Origin of the sequence: Moraxella sp. CTOTU47618 (assembly GCF_032017425.1) — a bacterium.
Lineage (GTDB): Bacteria > Pseudomonadota > Gammaproteobacteria > Pseudomonadales > Moraxellaceae > Faucicola > Faucicola tetraodonis.
This window is the reverse complement of the sequence record NZ_DALZPW010000004.1, coordinates 121,539-138,218: the sequence shown is the minus strand read 5'-3', so window position 1 is coordinate 138,218 and position 16,680 is coordinate 121,539. Positions and strand designations below refer to the sequence as shown.

15 protein-coding genes and 1 other RNA gene are annotated in these 16,680 nt (G+C 44.6%); 11 read left to right on the top strand and 5 right to left on the bottom strand.

What is annotated here, in order from left to right; translation table 11 throughout:
* Positions 1–164: 164 nt before the first annotated feature.
* Both RTS09_RS05210 and RTS09_RS05205 read right to left on the bottom strand, forming a co-directional pair.
* Positions 165–854 carry an LrgB family protein gene (locus tag RTS09_RS05210; RefSeq protein ID WP_312534972.1) on the bottom strand — a complete coding sequence of 230 codons (690 nt, stop codon included), beginning with the start codon at positions 852–854 and terminating at the stop codon, positions 165–167.
* Positions 855–891: 37 nt separating this feature from the next.
* The gene (locus RTS09_RS05205; RefSeq protein ID WP_312534970.1) at positions 892–1,383 is read right to left on the bottom strand and encodes a CidA/LrgA family protein; all 492 of its coding nucleotides are present in this window, start codon (positions 1,381–1,383) and stop codon (positions 892–894) included.
* 184 nt (positions 1,384–1,567) lie between these two features.
* Between RTS09_RS05205 and RTS09_RS05200 the strand changes: the two genes are divergently transcribed.
* The gene (locus tag RTS09_RS05200; RefSeq protein WP_312534968.1) at positions 1,568–2,467 is read left to right on the top strand and encodes a LysR family transcriptional regulator; all 900 of its coding nucleotides are present in this window, start codon (positions 1,568–1,570) and stop codon (positions 2,465–2,467) included.
* 199 nt (positions 2,468–2,666) lie between these two features.
* Positions 2,667–3,683, top strand: a complete 1,017-nt coding sequence (gene cysK / locus RTS09_RS05195) for a cysteine synthase A (RefSeq protein WP_282849702.1) — start codon at positions 2,667–2,669, stop codon at positions 3,681–3,683.
* A gap of 210 nt (positions 3,684–3,893) precedes the next feature.
* On the opposite strand, the gene RTS09_RS05190 is transcribed toward cysK, so the two are convergent.
* Complete coding sequence (locus tag RTS09_RS05190; RefSeq protein WP_312534964.1) at positions 3,894–5,264, bottom strand: MATE family efflux transporter; 1,371 nt, start codon at positions 5,262–5,264, stop codon at positions 3,894–3,896.
* A gap of 209 nt (positions 5,265–5,473) precedes the next feature.
* Positions 5,474–6,544, bottom strand: a complete 1,071-nt coding sequence (locus RTS09_RS05185) for a hypothetical protein (protein ID WP_312534961.1) — start codon at positions 6,542–6,544, stop codon at positions 5,474–5,476.
* 198 nt (positions 6,545–6,742) lie between these two features.
* Here RTS09_RS05185 and hemW point away from each other — a divergent pair, with 198 nt between their 5' ends.
* From hemW to RTS09_RS05145, 8 genes are all read left to right on the top strand, one after another.
* Positions 6,743–7,891 carry a radical SAM family heme chaperone HemW gene (gene hemW / locus RTS09_RS05180; protein ID WP_312534959.1) on the top strand — a complete coding sequence of 383 codons (1,149 nt, stop codon included), beginning with the start codon at positions 6,743–6,745 and terminating at the stop codon, positions 7,889–7,891.
* 78 nt (positions 7,892–7,969) lie between these two features.
* The gene (locus RTS09_RS05175) at positions 7,970–8,755 is read left to right on the top strand and encodes a TatD family hydrolase (RefSeq protein ID WP_312534957.1); all 786 of its coding nucleotides are present in this window, start codon (positions 7,970–7,972) and stop codon (positions 8,753–8,755) included.
* A gap of 246 nt (positions 8,756–9,001) precedes the next feature.
* The gene (locus RTS09_RS05170; RefSeq protein ID WP_312534955.1) at positions 9,002–9,703 is read left to right on the top strand and encodes a TetR/AcrR family transcriptional regulator; all 702 of its coding nucleotides are present in this window, start codon (positions 9,002–9,004) and stop codon (positions 9,701–9,703) included.
* Positions 9,704–9,786: 83 nt separating this feature from the next.
* Entirely contained in the window at positions 9,787–10,449 is a 663-nt protein-coding gene (locus RTS09_RS05165) for a type II secretion system protein (RefSeq protein WP_312534953.1), read from the top strand.
* A complete protein-coding gene (gene gspI / locus RTS09_RS05160) occupies positions 10,446–10,886 on the top strand; it encodes a type II secretion system minor pseudopilin GspI (protein WP_060995439.1) in 441 nt (146 codons plus the stop codon). The genes RTS09_RS05165 and gspI overlap by 4 nt, the downstream gene beginning before the upstream one ends.
* A complete protein-coding gene (locus RTS09_RS05155) occupies positions 10,883–11,695 on the top strand; it encodes a prepilin-type N-terminal cleavage/methylation domain-containing protein (RefSeq protein ID WP_282841217.1) in 813 nt (270 codons plus the stop codon). The genes gspI and RTS09_RS05155 overlap by 4 nt, the downstream gene beginning before the upstream one ends.
* Positions 11,695–12,945, top strand: coding sequence for a type II secretion system minor pseudopilin GspK (gene gspK, locus RTS09_RS05150; protein ID WP_312534945.1), 1,251 nt, complete (start codon positions 11,695–11,697; stop codon positions 12,943–12,945). The genes RTS09_RS05155 and gspK overlap by 1 nt, the downstream gene beginning before the upstream one ends.
* Positions 12,946–13,174: 229 nt before the next feature.
* The gene (locus RTS09_RS05145; RefSeq protein ID WP_050325550.1) at positions 13,175–14,473 is read left to right on the top strand and encodes an NCS2 family permease; all 1,299 of its coding nucleotides are present in this window, start codon (positions 13,175–13,177) and stop codon (positions 14,471–14,473) included.
* Between the two features lie 60 nt (positions 14,474–14,533).
* Here the strand turns inward: RTS09_RS05145 and ssrS are convergent.
* A non-coding RNA gene (gene ssrS / locus RTS09_RS05140) (6S RNA) lies at positions 14,534–14,732 on the bottom strand.
* Between the two features lie 303 nt (positions 14,733–15,035).
* On the opposite strand from ssrS, the gene gpmI reads away from it, so the two are divergent.
* Positions 15,036–16,658 (top strand): 2,3-bisphosphoglycerate-independent phosphoglycerate mutase, encoded by a 1,623-nt coding sequence (gpmI, locus tag RTS09_RS05135; protein WP_312534941.1) that lies wholly within the window; start codon positions 15,036–15,038, stop codon positions 16,656–16,658.
* The last annotated feature ends 22 nt before the right edge of the window (positions 16,659–16,680 follow it).

Sequence of the window (16,680 nt, the reverse complement as noted above, 5' to 3'; positions counted from 1 at the left end):
TTCCTACAATCCAAAAAAAGGTAGGTCATTGTCGCTAATTTTATTTTGTTTGGCAAATATTAATACGTCATTTTGGCAAGTTTTCATGACTAGACAGCTTTGAGGTATTGTAAAATCACAGCAGGTATTAAAAGGCATGTGTTAAATAGCTTAAAAAGCATGGGTTAAATAGCCGTCATTAAATGAATCAGCGCAGGACCAAAAAATACCATAAATAACCCTGCCAATACCATCGTCAGACTGGCAATCACGCCTTCGCTTTCATGGCGCTGACTGGCTCTTGCAGTACCAAAACCATGTGATGCATTACCAAATGCCACGCCGTGGGCAAGATGGAAACGGATTTTTGACCAGGCCAGTACCATATCGCCAATCACCATGCCGACCACCCCAGTAATTAAGGTAAAGAGCGAGACGAGCGCCGCTGAACCATGAATCTGCTGCGCCAAATCAATGGCAAATGGGGTAGAAATTGACCGTGCCATCAAACTGTAGGTGAGTGTGGCATCAAATTTAAACACGCTAGCAAACAACATAATGCTAGCAATACCCACCAACATGCCCACCACAATCGACACCGCAAGCACGGCAGCATAGCGGTAAATCAATTGACGATACTGATAAATCGGTATGGCAAATGCCACGGTGGCAGGGCCCAACAACTCAACAATCCAAGCGGTATCGGCAAAATAGGTTTGGTAAGAAATCCCAAGCACAATCATCAATACAATCGTTACCGTCGCCACCGTGATGGCAGGATTGAGCCAAAATTTTGGGAAACGGGCATATACCCGCTTTGCTAAAACATACGCCAAGATAGTCCAAAGTAAACAGCCGATAGAGATAATATTCATAGTAAATTACGATGTGTATGATTCGTGATATGTTTGATTATTGATGTGTATGGTGCTTGCGGCGATACAACACGCGTTTGACACGATTGCCTAGCATAAAAGTGATGGCAGAGCTGAGCATCACCAGTGCCGTACTCACGACAATGGTAATCATCAGCTGCCAACCTTTAGCAAAAAATAACTGCTGATATTGGGTAATCGACATCATCAGCGGAATAAATAACAGCACCAACTCGCCCAAGATAAACTTCGCGCCGACATTGACCCAGTCGAGTTTAATAACCCCAGTCAATAGTAATCCCAGCATCAAAAACAGTCCCACAATGCCAGATGACATAGGGAGGTTGAATAATTTTTTGAGGATGTCAGCTAAGCCCCATACCACACCAATGAGGGTGATTTGCAGTAAAATTTTGACCAGTGGCTGTTGTAACATAGGGTCTATTTTATGGGGTAACAGTTTATGGCGTAGCAGTTTACGGGGCACCAGTTTATGAGGGAAAATCTGCTGAAAAGTTGAAAGATTCATAGCGCGTTTCATGTAAACAAGTCATCAACAATTGAGATATCTAGTATAAAAAACCCATTAACAAAAAATATGAATAATATTTTTAAAATTATGCGTAAAATCTATAAAGCTACAAAACTATAAAATTATAAAGCTAAAAAACAAAGCTATAACACTATAAAGCTATTTTGGGCAGTTCAGAAATATGATGACCTTAAAACAACTTCAATGCTTTATCACTGTGGTGAAGACCGGCGGATTTTCTCATGCCGCCGATACCTTGAATTTGACGCAGCCAACCGTCACCAAAGCCATTTCTAATTTGGAAGATACGCTGGGGGTGGCGCTGTTTGATAAGCAACTGATGAGCCGCAAGCGGGATATTGCGCTGACCGAAATTGGTGCATTGGTATATGAGCAGGCGCAGACGGTGCTGCAACAAGTCGGCTACCTTGAGCAGACGGTGACACAATATCAGCACATGGATCGCGGGCAGCTGCGGCTAGGGTTGTCACCACTCGGGGGTGAGTTGTTGAGCGATGCGATTTTTGAGTTTTATCAAATCCATCGCCATATTGAGCTGTCGTTGCTAGAAGATGGCGCAGAGTCGTTAAAACAAGCCTTGCTCGATGATACGCTTGATGTGTGTACCTTGATGCAACCGATTGAAGAGGACTTTGATTATATCCCGGTATGCGATTATCCCATTATGATGGTGGCACACCGGCAGCATATGGGCTATACCATCAAACAAGTGACTTTAAAATCCTTAAAAAATGCGTCGTTGATGTTGTTTGCGTCCCATTCGTCATTTACCTCAATGATTGTCGAAGAGTGCCAAAAACTCGGCTTTGAACCCGATATCGTTTGCCACACCAACCAATGGCAACTATTGACAACCTTGTTGAAAAAAAACATGGGGGTGACGCTACTGCCCAAATATTACACCGATAAGCTCGATGACAAACAGCTGGTTTGCCTGCCGCTTATCCAGCCCAATTTGACTTGGCAAATGGTGATGGCATGGCGAAAACACCGACCGCTGACCCCAGCGATGCAAGCTTGGTTAAACGTAATACAGCGCCAAGCTAATAATAAAATTTAATGGGTAAGTTTATTAGGAAAGTTTAATCAACAGGCTATAAATATTTGATAAACTTTCTTATAGCACCGTATTACGGCTTTGTATTACAGACCCGTATATTAATGCTTTTTGATATATGGAATTTACCAAATGGCGTTAGACACCGCAAAATCACTGCCGTAAAATCATTCAATAATACCTCAAAAAAAAGGGAATACTTATGCTACAACAACCTGATGATCACTACACCGCACCCGCCAACCTTGGCACAGCGGTATATGCCAACAATGCCGATGCGATTGGTAACACGCCGCTGGTGCGTCTTAACCATATCATGCCACAGGGTGTGACGGTGCTTGCCAAAATCGAAAGCCGTAACCCCGCGTTTTCAGTCAAATGCCGAATCGGTGCGGGCATGGTGCAAGCCGCCGAGCAAGCAGGGTTATTAAAGCCAGGTATGCAAATCATCGAGCCGACCAGTGGCAACACGGGGATTGCGCTGGCGTTTGTGGCCGCAGCCAAAGGGTATAAAATCACGCTAACCATGCCAGCTTCGATGAGTATGGAGCGCCGTAAAGTGCTGGCTGCGTTGGGCGCACACTTGGTGCTCACTGAGCCTTCGCTAGGTATGAAAGGCGCGGTGGAAGCTGCGCAAGAAATTCATGACAACCATCCTGGCGAATACTTTTTGCCGCAACAGTTTGATAACCCTGCCAACCCAGACACCCATGTCAAAACCACCGCACCTGAGATTTTTAATGCCACAGCGGGTAAGGTCGATGCGCTAGTGGCAGGCGTGGGTACAGGCGGGACGATTTCGGGTATCGCCCGGTATTTTAAACAAATCAAACATCAGCCGCTTTATACCGTCGCGGTTGAGCCTGCGGAATCACCGATTATTACCCAGACGCGTGAAGGTAAACCCATCACCCCAGGTCCGCATAAAATCCAAGGGATTGGCGCCAACTTTATCCCAAAAAATCTTGCGCTTGATTTGCTTGATGAAGTCATCACGGTAACTGGCGATGATGCGATTGCATGGGCAAGACGGGCGATGACCCAAGAAGGTATTTTATGTGGTATCTCTTGCGGTGCAGCGCTGCAGGCGACGTATCAACTAGCAAGCCGCCCTGAGATGCAAGGCAAAACCATTGTGGTTATTCTGCCAGACAGTGGTGAGCGTTATTTAACCAGTGTGCTATTTGATGGTATCTTCACTGGCGAAAACTTTAATTAACAAACTTTCATGAATGATAAAAAAGGGCGTTAGTTAGCCCTTTTTTACTTTATTTTTAATTTAAAATATCTATAAAATCATCGGTTTAATACCTTACACATAGTCATCAATCCATGACCCATAACGAATAACTCACAATAAATAGCCTAAGCAAATTTACTAATCATTGCCACTCATTTTTTTCAAGTCATTTTTATTACCGACTTATTTTTATTGCCAAGCCATTTTTAAGCGTTTTTGCTGACGTAATAAACGCGTTCCTAACAGCAGTGACGCCAATCCCAGCGCTGCAACCAGCGCGATCCAAAACCCTTTAGCCCCCATATCGGTATGGCGCACCAAATAGGTACCCAGCGGAATCGCCACCACCCAATAGCAAAACAAGGTGATAAACATCGGCACTGTGGTATCTTGCATACCGCGCAAAATCCCCGCAAAATTGACCTGCCAGGCATCAAACAACTGATACACGGTAGCAAACCATAACAATAGCGCGGCTTGCTGAATCACTTGGGGATTTTCACTAAAGAAAGTTGGCAGCGTTTGCCGAAAAATGGCAGTTGACAGCATGCTAATTACCGCAAATGACGTGGCTACGGCAATGCCAATGAGCTTGATGCGCTTAAGCTCTCGGTAATCTTTGGCGCCATAGCGATTTGACACCATGATGGTGAGCGCCATCGCCACTGAAAACGGGAACATAAATAACTGCGATGAAATCGTCAACGCTACCTGATGGCTTGCCACCGCGATTTCACCCAGTGGACTGATGATAATGGAGGCTAGACTAAACGCGCTCACTTCAAAAAAAATCGACATGCCAATGGGAATACCAATCGATAATTGCTGACGCAACTGCGCAAAATCCATGCCAGCAAAATTGGCAAAAAAGCGCTGGTTGGCAAAATCTGACTGGGGGCTTAAAGTCAAATAGCTTACCAACATCAATAAATTTATCCATAACGCAATCCCAGAGGCAAAACCACAGCCTGCGCCGCCCATAGCAGGAATCAGCACAGTTTCACCGAGGGTGACGCCATGAATAAACGCATAGCTAAGCGGCACATTTAAAATCAAACCAATGAGGCTAATCACCATGACCACGGTGGGATGTTTTAAGCTTTCGGTGTAGCAGCGCAGCGAGGTATATAGACAGACTGCAGGAAACCCAAAAGAGATACCAAACAAGAATTTTTGCGCGATATGCTGAATATCCTTCGGTACCTTCATCCAATCAAACAAATAATGCAGCTGATTGACCGCCACAAAACCTATAATACCGATGATAAGTGCCAGCCACAGCGATTGTTGGGTAATAAACGGCACTTTTTGTAGTTGCTGCTGACCAATCGCTTCCCCAATCAATGGCGTGGTGGCAAGCAAAATACCAACTGCTAGCAAAAAAGTGGGCATCCAAATACCCGCGCCGATTGCCACGCCCGATAAATCTAGCGCGGAGACTTGCCCAGCGAGTAAGGTGTCGACCAAGGCGAGCCCTGACTGGCAAATCTGGGTGATTAAAATAGGTAAGGTCAAGACAAATAATTGTTTTAAGTCTTGACGAGCAATAGCTGACAGCATGTAATGACCAAATATTCGTTGAAAATTCAATAAAGGCGGCAGTTTAACAGATTTTACGGCATGATTTTTTATTGTTTAATTTATTGTTTAACAGGTCAGCAAATTAACAGGTCAAAAAAGTTAGCGTTTGATTGTAATAGCATCAACATAAAAAAGCCTTTATCAAATGTCGCTACAATTTGATAAAGGCTTTTTTACAACAATAGCTTTTAAAGCGCTTTAATCATGGCTTGATAGCCTGTCAGTTTATTGGTCGCATCAAAGGTTTGTACCACAAACGCGTAATTGGCTTTGGTGGCATCCACAAAGGGTGTAAAAGTAGTGCCATAGGTTAATTGGTTAGTGCGTACAAAACCCATACCGCGGTCAGTGGCTTTATCCAAGTTGATTTGGGTGACAAGCGTGCGAGCGGTGCTGGCAGGCGCAGTCCAATTGAGGTTTAGGGTACTACCTGTTCCCGTGAGATTAACGCCTAAATTGCCGACAGTAGCAGTGAGTGGCAATACTTTAAAATCGCCATCGCCGCCTAAGGTATAGTTGACATCACAGCCGTCTTTATTGTCAGATAATGCTCTGCCAAAATCGACACCCAGCTGATAACTATATTGACCATCCCAATAATCGCGATTGCTATTATAATCGCCATTAAATGGTATGCCTGCCACAGAGGTTTTTAATTCGTCAAACTGTAAAAATTTAAGCACCGTATTATCAAATTTTGCTGCTGGGTCGAGTGTGCCAGACAACACACCACCCATCGCTTCGTCAGTTTTAATAGAGATTTTTTCTGTGGTTAAGGTGTTTGGGTCTTGGCAAGTTTTTTGTTGATAGCTCATTTGACCATACACCGAGGCGGCATAATCATTGCCAATATCAAAATACACCACGCCCAGGTCGCTATCATTGGGCTCGTTGTCGTTGTCTTCTACAAAATAGCCAACATACAACCCTCCTTTACCGCCTTCTGGGGTGATTTTGTCCAAAAAATTATCTAAGCTGTCTTCGGGCAAAAAGATACTTTGTAAAATCTCTGCCATGCTTTTTTCTTTATTGGTTAATTTATCCTCGACTTTTTTGTAGGCAGCGCGCACATCCCTTGCAATGTTTTTATAACTATCGTTGGCGTCATTTAGGGCATTGTCGACAGTCTCACTACCTGAGCCGCCACACGCAGATAGGGCGATGGTGAGCGCAGTTAGCATGCCTATTTTATAAGACGCTTTTTTGTAAGGCACCTTTTTACATGGCGCTTTTTTATCAGGCGCTTGGTTATATGACATGATGACAATCCTTCCTTGATAATAGATGAAATAGCAGTAATAAATAGCGATAAATTATTAAATAAAATCAAAATAAAAGTTTGGGGCTATGCTACCATTGTTATTTTTTAAAGTATAGCCAAATAGTAACGATTATCATCAAAAAATTATTGGCTATAGCGTGTTAAATTATCAATCAAATGAATTAGTTACTGATTAATGCCAAATCCAAACCTTATCCCTTTATCGCTTTATATCCATATTCCTTGGTGTGTTAAAAAATGTCCGTATTGTGATTTTAACTCACATGAAAGCCGTACACCGATTGATTTTGTAGGCTATGTCGATGCCTTATTAGACGATTTAAAAACTCAGCTAAGCTTTGTACAAGGGCGCAAGATAGCCACCATTTTTATTGGGGGCGGCACGCCATCGCTACTGCCCATTGCGCAATATCAGCAGCTTTTTGCGGGTATCAATGCTCAGTTAACACTGACTGACGATTGTGAAATCACCATGGAAGCCAATCCTGCCACCGTGGAGCATGCGCCATTTCATGAGTATTTAGCGGTGGGTATCAATCGGTTGTCGCTAGGTGTGCAAAGTTTTCAAACCCAAAAACTTGCTGCCTTGGGGCGGATTCATAACCCGCAGCAAGCGCTTTTAGCTATTGCCAATGCCCAGCAAGCAGGGTTTAAAAAGTTAAATGTCGACTTAATGCATGGCTTGCCTAACCAAACATTGGCAGACGCGCTGAGCGATTTGCAGCAAGCGATTGATTTGGGCGTTTCGCATATTTCGTGGTATCAGCTCACCATTGAGCCCAATACCGTGTTTTATCGCAATACGCCGATTTTGCCCGATGACGAGATATTGGTGGATATTTTTGAGCAAGGCGCTCAGCTTTTGAAGGCCAATGGATTTGTGCAATACGAAGTGTCGGCATGGTCAAGGCAGGCAGATTTTCAGCCCAGTCAGCATAATCTCAATTATTGGCAGTTTGGCGATTATCTGGCGATTGGGGCAGGCGCGCATGGTAAAGTCACGCGGCCTGATGGCATTTACCGGTTTAGCAAATCTCGCTCGCCAAAAGATTATAGGGTTAATCAGTCGGCGATAGGTTGGCAAGCCATCGAGCCGTCTGATTTACCGTTTGAATTTATGATGAATGGGCTGAGGCTAAAAAATGGCGTGCCCAAACAGTTTTGGACACAGAGAACAGGCTTGGCATGGTCAGCCATTGAGCCGCAATTGATAAAACTACACAATCGTGGTTTGGTTGAGTTAAGCGGTGACCATATCCACTGCACAGCGCAAGGGTTTTTATTTTTAAACCAAGTGTTGCAAGAATTTTTACCCGATGATTAACGCTTTGACGGTGCATTTAATTGAATTTATGCACGGCAGCCTTATTTAAGCGTCAATCAATTAAAAAAAGAGAGTGATATGTTTACCGATACCCATGCCCATCTAAACCGTTTGGATTTAGAAAAATATCAAGGTGATATCTGTCAAGCCTTACAAGCCGCCAAGGATGCCAATGTACAGCGGATTATGGCGATTATGTGTGAGCTGGATGAATACGATGCTATTTATGAGATTATCAATACAAAAATTCACGGGCTAACGTTGGGGATGAGTGTGGGCGTGCATCCCTGCGAAGACATTGCTATGCTACAAAGTGCAACGGTTGAGACACTCGTTGAAATGGCAAATCAGCCGCATGTTTGGGCGATTGGCGAGACAGGGCTAGATTATTATTGGTCAACAGAAAACAGCATAGAACAAAAAGCGAGCTTTGCCCGCCATATCCATGCCAGTCAGCACCTAAAAAAACCCATTATTGTCCATACTCGTGAGGCGAAACACGATACGTTGGATTTATTAAAAGCAGAAAAAGCCGAGCATGGCATTATTCATTGCTTTACGGAAGATTATGAGACCGCCAAAAAAGCCTTGGATTTGGGTTTTTATATTTCTTTATCAGGGATTGTGACCTTTAAAAATGCCACTGAATTACAAGCAGTGGCGAAAAAACTGCCTAAAGATCGCATTTTGATTGAAACCGACAGCCCATATCTAGCGCCGGTGCCCAAACGCGGTAAATCTAACGAGCCTGCTTTTGTGCCCTATGTGGCGGATTTTCTCGCCAAGCATTATGACATGCCAGTGGATGAGTTCGCCCACTTAACCCATCAAAATTTTGACGCATTATTACATCAATACGCTTAAAAATAGTTAACGAAATCTTTATACTTTGTTAAGTAGGTAATAAAATTTATGTGATAAAACATTTGGCAATGACTCATCAGTCATGTATCATACGTAGCAACCTTGCTCTTATGTTACTAAGCGAGGTTAGTAAGCTAGATTACTATGCAAGCATTTTTTTATCATTTAACAGTTGTGCGTAGATGGGTTGATGTAACGGGTCTCGTCAACAATAGGGGCTACTAGAACAGACTGATGGAGTAATCAATGAGTCGTCAACAACAATTCAAAAATCGTGAAGAAGTTATATTGGCAGTTGCCGAGCAGTTGCTATTAGAGTCTGGGGAAGGCGATATCACCCTAGATAGTCTAGCCGAGCAGCTAGACTTAGCCAAAGGTACGCTCTACAAGCATTTTACCAGCAAAGATGAATTGTTTTTACGCATCATTATCCGTCATGAGCAACAACTACTTGCGCTGAGCGAAGTCGGCGATTGTCCTGCCGCAGGCGTGGCACGTCTTACACTGTTTCAACTGATCAATCCGCAAAAAGCCATATTACTCAACCAAATCGAAGAACGCTTAGCCAACTCTGCCGTAGGGCTTAATAAGCTTTTTTCGCAGTTGTATGAAATTCGCCGTGAACGCATGAAGCGATTAATCAATACCACGGCTGAATACCTGCAATCGCTACACAGTACCATGAGTACCCGAGACTATCTGTCAACCATTTGGGCGATGGGGCAAGGCGGTGCAGGACTGCTAAATTCTAGTTTTTATCAACGCTATCTCGGTCGCCGCGATACTTTACGTTTTGCCTTGGTTCAGCATATTTTAGACATTCCCAAGCAATACCCTGCTGCGGTACAATCAGTCGATGCGCCTACTGGGGCGAGTCAATCAAACGCTGCTACTAATACGGCAAATTCACAGACTGAATCAAGCCTGACGCCGCGCAATGTCAAATAGTGGATGTCAAAGAATACTAGTTAACTATCATCAACCCCGGTTAAGCTTTATAAATTATCCCTGTTTTGTCTGAGTGCATAACGATGCGATTGCTGTTTGGTCGGTCTTGTAAAACTTTCACTCCCGCACCCAGTGCGATGGGTGGGCAACAGGGTTTTACCTTAATCGAAATCATGGTGGTTATCGTCATTTTGTCTATTTTTGCTGGGATGATGAGTTTATCGGTAGGGGGTAGTGAAAATCGTAGAAACACGGCATTTTATGAGCGTCTGACCAGTAATCTTGATTATGTACGCTTGTTATCAACAGAACGCATGCAGCCCTATGGGCTGGCAATCAAACTGCCGCAAAATGACGCGCCCAATCAGCTGGTGGTGGTTAAATTAGAAAACGCCTTTACCCATTCTCAAAGTGCTGTTCGCAATGCCAATGCCCCCATAACCTCGCAACCTGCGCCACCACAATGGGTGATAGAAAAACAAATCGCACCGCTGGATGTGCCAGACAATCTTGACGTCAAAATCCGCCCACTCGATAACCCATTTAACACCACCACCGCCCAAAGTACCCAACCCACCGCCAGCTGGTTAAGCGGCAGCGAAGCACCGCCTGTGGTGTGGTTTGGGACAGGCGAGGCCACACCGGTGCAAATCAGCATCCAAAAAACTAATGCCGACAAACAAACCTTTGCGGTTGGCAATCCCATTATCGTCAACCAAGCTGGGGCAATCGAGGTGGCAAAATGACTATTGCCACCTCAAATAGACTGGCTACCTTAAATAGATTGGCTATCAGACAGTATCAGCAAGGATTTACGCTGCTTGAAGTCATGGTGGCGTTAGCGATTTTGGCGGTGGTTGCGATATCGGCAAGCCAAGCCAGTCGCAGCTATGTACAATCCGTGGATAACATGAAAACACGAACCTTTGGCTATTATGTGGCGCAAAACACGCTGGCAGAATTACGAGTACAAAAAACTTGGCTTGCGGCGTCTGATACTCGGCAAATCACCTCGCAAGGTCGTCAATGGCAAGTGGTCATCTCACCGCAAACCATACAAACCAGCCAAGGCTTTGTCCAACCCATTCATATTCGCGTCGCGCCTATTGTTGATGGCACACCAAAAAAAGACGTGGTGGATATCGATGCGGTGCTAGTAAAGGATATGGGGACAACGCCGTGAGACCTTTTTCTCTTCATTCCTCGGATACAACCGCAAAGCATAAAACATCCCAGCAAGGCTTTACCTTAATCGAACTGATGATTGCGTTGGTGATTTTTGCGATGCTGGCATTGGCGGGATGGCAGATTATGGATAGTCTGACCAAAAGTCGCGAGCGTGGCTACCAACATCAAAAATCATTATCACAGCTTGATTATGCTTATTTACAGCTGTCGCAAGATTTGGCGCAAACCAGCAATTATGTGGCAGTGCCAATCCTATCCGCGACTGCCAATAATACGGCATCGGTCAATAGTGCCGCTATGACGCCAACCTTTGTATTAAATGCGTCACAAATAAGTTTTATCCGTTTTGCCGCGCCCGATCCGCGTTATCAGTCGTCACCTATGCTAGCAAAAATACAATATTCAGTCGCAGGGGAAACACTGACTAAACAGCGTTTTTACCAGTTAGACAACAACAACGAAACCCCTGCAACCAGTGTATTATTGACAGGTATCAAGGATGCCAGTTGGCGAGCATTGACGCCTGATGCGGTGAGTGTGTTTCCAGATGAAGCCACGCTGCAAAAAGTTCAGCAAATACAAGCGCAAAAAAACACCAATCAAACGGCCAATGCTACAACTAACCCAACTCCCAACCCCACTGATAACGCAACAGATCAAAATGGCAATTTGCAAAACAGTATAGATTTAATGCCTTATCAGCAGTTACCACGCGGCATCGAGCTTAATTTTAGTTACCAAGGCGAGCCGATTACTTGGCGATTTGCATTACCCAACACACCGCCAAACGCACCGAACCCATAATGCAATCAAATTCTACCAAATACACCATGCCAATAAACCGCACTCCGTCTAAAATTTTTGCAAATGTTGCCATAGCAAACCCGCCATATCGACATGGGCAACAAGGGATGGCGCTACTGACTATTTTGTTGTTGGTGGTGGCGATTACCATCGTGGCAGGCAGTATGCTTGCCAATCAAAAAGTAATGATTCGAGAATTTGAGCTGACCAAAGGTCAAGGGCAGCTTAAAGAATATGCTTTGGCAGGGGAAGCTATGGCGACCAATTTGATTGCGCAAGACAGCCAAGTCAACCAAGTCGATAGTTTAACAGAGGCTTGGGCAAAACCGCTGGCAGAGCAAACCATGAATCAAGCCAAAGTCAGTATTAAAATCGACGATGACGCCAGCCGTTTTAATATTAACAACCTGTATCATGATGGCAAAGTGGATGATACGGCACTGGCTTTTTTTCAAGCGCTGTTACAAGCCAATGGCTTATCGCCCAATATTGCGATGGCGGTGCTCGATTGGCAAGACCCAGACAGTGACACCCGTGCTGAGGGCGGTGCAGAAGCAGCCTATTATCAAAGTACGGGCAAAAAAATGGCGATGGGTATTGCCAACCAGCCGTTTATCTCAATCAATGAATTGCAACAGGTGCGCGGTATGGATAGCGAAGGATTGCAAAAATTAGCCCCGTATCTGACCGCAGTGCCATATTATCTGCCCATGAATATCAACACAGTGAAGCCCGAACTATTAAGCATACTGGTGAATTCACCTACCGAAGCCAATGGCAACCAGCCGCAAGGCTCAAACCATTCGGACAGCGATGGCTCCCCACAATCTGGGCAAGACACTAGCGCAGCTTCAAATGTGGCGGCTACCCACCAAATCGACGATATGGCAATCATCAATTGGGCGAATGCCCGAGAAAATAATCTACCGGTGCAAAACTTGAGTCAACTGTGGGCAGTGCCAAGTTTTGCCCAGATTGACGAGCGTAACAAAGCACGCATCGCCAAGCTGTTATCCACCCAAAGTCAAAGTTTTCGCGTCGTTGTCAGCGTCAAAAGTGACGACAAGCAGCTTTTTTTGCATAGCCAAATCGCTAAGATTTTACCTGAAACTCACAATGACCCAGCAGCTGCTTCTAGTGTGTCAGCGACGCCCATGCCAGCACCAGTCAATACGCAAAATGGCACGCAAAATAATACGCCGCCGCAACTCATCACTTACAACCGCCAATTTTTACCCTTTGCCCAATAACGCAGCAGCGCAATAAATTGGCTTTAAAACTCTCAGTTATTTTGTCTTTATTTTAATCAGTTATTTGTTGCTGACGTATTCTAGGGTAAAATAGGGGGTTTGCTTGGGCGCTGTTGAATGACGATGGGGCAGAAAACGGGCACAAAAGCGTTGTCAACACAACGGATACAGATGCAACCTAGATGTAACCTAGACGCATAAATTGGATGAATAAATTGGGTGAATATAGATGAATGTAATCGAGCGCTATTTTGGCATAGATGGCCGCAATACAACGATAAAAACTGAAATTCTGGCAGGTCTGACAACCTTTTTGACCATGGCTTATATTATCTTTGTCAATCCCGACATGTTGGCAAAAGCTGGGATGGATAAAGGGGCGGTATTTGTGGCGACGTGTCTAGCCTCAGCGCTGGGCTGTTTTTTGATGGGATTGATTGCGCGTTTGCCCGTGGCATTGGCACCTGGCATGGGTTTGAATGCGTTTTTTACCTTTACCGTCGTCTTGGGAATGGGTAAAAGTTGGCAAGTGGCGTTGGGGGCAGTATTTATTTCAGGCTTGCTCTTTGTGCTAATTAGTGCCTTTAAACTGCGTGAATGGATTATCAACGCTATTCCCTATACCCTTAAACAAGGTATCGTGGCAGGTATTGGGGCGTTTTTAGCGTTTATTGCGCTTAAAAGCTCGGGCATCATTGTGGCGAGTCCCGCCACGTTTGTGACGATGGGCAAACTCACCGATTTTGGGCCTGCGATGGCGATTTTAAGTTTTTTTCTGATTGTCGTATTTGTGCAGCGTAAAGTCCCTGCGGCAGTGATGTTGTCAATTTTAATTGTGACGGTGATTAGCTTGTTGGCAGGGGAAACCCATTACTCAGGGATTGTATCAATGCCGCCCTCGATTGCACCGACCTTTATGCAGTTAGATATTGCAGGCGCGCTTGATGTGAGTATGGTTAGCGTGATTTTTGCCTTTTTATTTGTGGTGTTATTTGATACATCAGGCACATTAATTGGCGTGACCAAAAAAGCTGGGTTAATGTCTACCGACGGTCAAATCCCGAATCTAGGTAAAGCCTTGTTTGCTGACTCAACGGCGGCTGTGGCAGGGTCAGTGCTAGGTACTTCATCGGTAACGAGTTATGTAGAAAGCACAGCTGGGGTGGCAGCGGGTGGACGCACCGGTTTGACCGCGATTGTGGTGGGTGTGTTATTTTTATTGGCGTTATTTTTTGCGCCATTGGCTGGGATGATTCCTGCGTATGCGACGGCAGGGGCGATTTTTTATGTCGCGGTATTGATGTTATTTACGCTGCGTGAGATTGATTGGGATGACTTGACCGAAGCATCACCTGTCGCGGTAGTGCTGCTATTGACGCCGCTTACCTTCTCAATTGCGGATGGGATTGCGTTAGGTTTTATTACCTATACCATTGCCAAATTGGTGAGTGGACGTTATAAAGAAGTTAGCCCTGCGGTTTGGGTGTTAACGGTGATTTTATTGGCAAAATTGATTTTTTTGAGTTAATCAATGGCTGAGCAAAAAAAACCATCTAGCCGAATTGGGTTAGATGGTTTTTTTATTAAATTTTGGTCCAGAGTACCGCTGTCTATGTGAACCCATGAACTGTAACGTTCAGGGTGGGTATGGCAACCACTCTTAAGGCTTCCTGAATCATCGCAGCGTAGCTGGATGCAGGCTTGCACAACAAGTGAAAAGAACGCATACCCTTATATAAATTATCAGCTCAGGTAAAACCATAAACTGGCGAATACCCCAGATGCATGTATTGTAGCAGATTACCTAGGATGATGCAAAAGCTCGCTCGTTAATTCAATGATTGATTAAATTAATCAAACTTGACAGTCAAAATACCATTCAAATCGTCAACACACATCACAAGGTTCTTTGTTCTCATCATATTGCTTAGCAGTTAACAGTTAACAGGCTTAGCAGTTAACAGGCTTTGCAGTTAACAGAATCACGCAAAATCAGGGTTAAAGAGATGGAGCGAGCTATGCTATAATTTTCAAAATTTTTTTAATACTAGTTTTGTATTTTCCTTATTTTAGCTTTTCTAGAGGCAACAATGAATCAAGCGTCTAACTCGGTTACCCATCAATCGACGGTTAAAAAAATCCCCCATGTGTTGATGATTTTAGATGGTTTTGGACATCGCGAAGATCAGCGTGATAATGCGATTGCCGCGGCGCACACCCCAAACCTTGATTATTTGTATCAGCATTATCCCCATGGGTTGATTTCAGGATCAGGTGAAGACGTGGGTTTACCCGCAGGGCAATTTGGTAACTCTGAAGTCGGGCATATGAATTTGGGTGCAGGTCGTATTTTGTACCAAGACTCTACCCGTATTCACAAAGAAATCCGCGAACAGCAATTTTTTAGCAACCCTGCATTAACCGAAGCAGTGAAGCTTGCCAATGACCGACAAGCCAATGTGCATATCATGGGATTGTTATCTGATGGGGGAGTGCATTCGCATCAAGATCATATTGTCGCAATGGTGGAGCTGGCATTGCAGCAGGGTGCAAAGCAGGTCTTTATCCATACATTTTTGGACGGTCGTGATACGCCACCTAAAAGTGCGGACAATTATGTGGCACAATTAGAACAAGCGCTTACCACGCTTAATCAGCGATATGAGGGCACGGCTTATTTGGTGAGTCTTATTGGTCGCTACTTTGCGATGGATCGGGATAAACGCTGGGATCGGGTACAGCAAGCGTATGATTTGCTGACCCAAGCCAAAGCAGAACGGGTAGTACAATCAGGTGCTGAAGCGATTAGCGCAGCGTATGGCGCAGGTGAAAGTGACGAGTTCGTTAAGCCGACTTGGGTGCGTTATGCTAACCAAAACGCTGACTTTGGTACCATACAAGACAATGACAGTGTGATTTTTATGAATTTTCGTGCCGACCGCGCCCGCGAAATTAGCCAAGCACTGGTTTCAGCTGATTTTGATGGCTTTACGCGTGAAAAACTGCCAATGCTGTCAAAATTTGTGATGCTGACCAAATATTCCGATGAATTACAAAATAATGGCGTGACCAGTATTGCCTTTGAACCGACATCGCTAACCAATACATTGGGCGAGTATTTGCAAGCGCAAGGCAAAACCCAATTGCGCATTGCGGAAACCGAGAAATACGCTCACGTGACCTTCTTTTTTAGTGGGGGGCGCGAAGCAGAATTTGAAGGGGAGCAGCGGATTTTGGTCAACTCGCCTTCGGTTGCTACTTATGATTTACAACCTGAAATGAGTGCGCCAGAAGTCACTGAAAAATTGACCCATGCTATTAATTCCGGTGCGTATGATGTACTGATTGTGAATTATGCCAATGGCGATATGGTAGGGCACACAGGTGTGTTCGATGCCGCTGTCAAAGCCGTCGAAACGTTGGATAACTGTGTGAAGACCATTGCTGATTGTGTGATTGCCAATCATGGGCATTTACTGATTACTGCTGACCATGGCAATGTTGAGCAAATGCAGGATTATGATAGCGGACAGGTGCACACCCAGCACACCACAGAGCTAGTGCCATTTATTTATGTCAATGAGCAAGCGCCTGACACCGTGCATATTCGCACGGGTGGTAAGCTATCGGATGTCGCGCCAACATTATTGGACTTAATGCACCTTGCTAAACCTGCCGAAATGACAGGTGAAAGCTTAATCGTAGCAAACTAACAGTTAATGGGTGCAACTATCC

Coding starts and splice junctions, on each gene's coding strand:
- RTS09_RS05190 (WP_312534964.1), bottom strand. CDS start 5,264: ATGCTGTCAGCTATTGCTCGTCAAGACTTAAAACAATTATTTGTCTTG.
- hemW (WP_312534959.1), top strand. CDS start 6,743: ATGCCAAATCCAAACCTTATCCCTTTATCGCTTTATATCCATATTCCT.
- RTS09_RS05165 (WP_312534953.1), top strand. CDS start 9,787: ATGCGATTGCTGTTTGGTCGGTCTTGTAAAACTTTCACTCCCGCACCC.
- RTS09_RS05210 (WP_312534972.1), bottom strand. CDS start 854: ATGAATATTATCTCTATCGGCTGTTTACTTTGGACTATCTTGGCGTAT.
- gpmI (WP_312534941.1), top strand. CDS start 15,036: ATGAATCAAGCGTCTAACTCGGTTACCCATCAATCGACGGTTAAAAAA.
- cysK (WP_282849702.1), top strand. CDS start 2,667: ATGCTACAACAACCTGATGATCACTACACCGCACCCGCCAACCTTGGC.
- RTS09_RS05170 (WP_312534955.1), top strand. CDS start 9,002: ATGAGTCGTCAACAACAATTCAAAAATCGTGAAGAAGTTATATTGGCA.
- RTS09_RS05200 (WP_312534968.1), top strand. CDS start 1,568: ATGATGACCTTAAAACAACTTCAATGCTTTATCACTGTGGTGAAGACC.
- RTS09_RS05205 (WP_312534970.1), bottom strand. CDS start 1,383: ATGAATCTTTCAACTTTTCAGCAGATTTTCCCTCATAAACTGGTGCCC.
- RTS09_RS05175 (WP_312534957.1), top strand. CDS start 7,970: ATGTTTACCGATACCCATGCCCATCTAAACCGTTTGGATTTAGAAAAA.
- RTS09_RS05185 (WP_312534961.1), bottom strand. CDS start 6,544: ATGTCATATAACCAAGCGCCTGATAAAAAAGCGCCATGTAAAAAGGTG.
- RTS09_RS05145 (WP_050325550.1), top strand. CDS start 13,175: ATGAATGTAATCGAGCGCTATTTTGGCATAGATGGCCGCAATACAACG.
- gspI (WP_060995439.1), top strand. CDS start 10,446: ATGACTATTGCCACCTCAAATAGACTGGCTACCTTAAATAGATTGGCT.
- gspK (WP_312534945.1), top strand. CDS start 11,695: ATGCAATCAAATTCTACCAAATACACCATGCCAATAAACCGCACTCCG.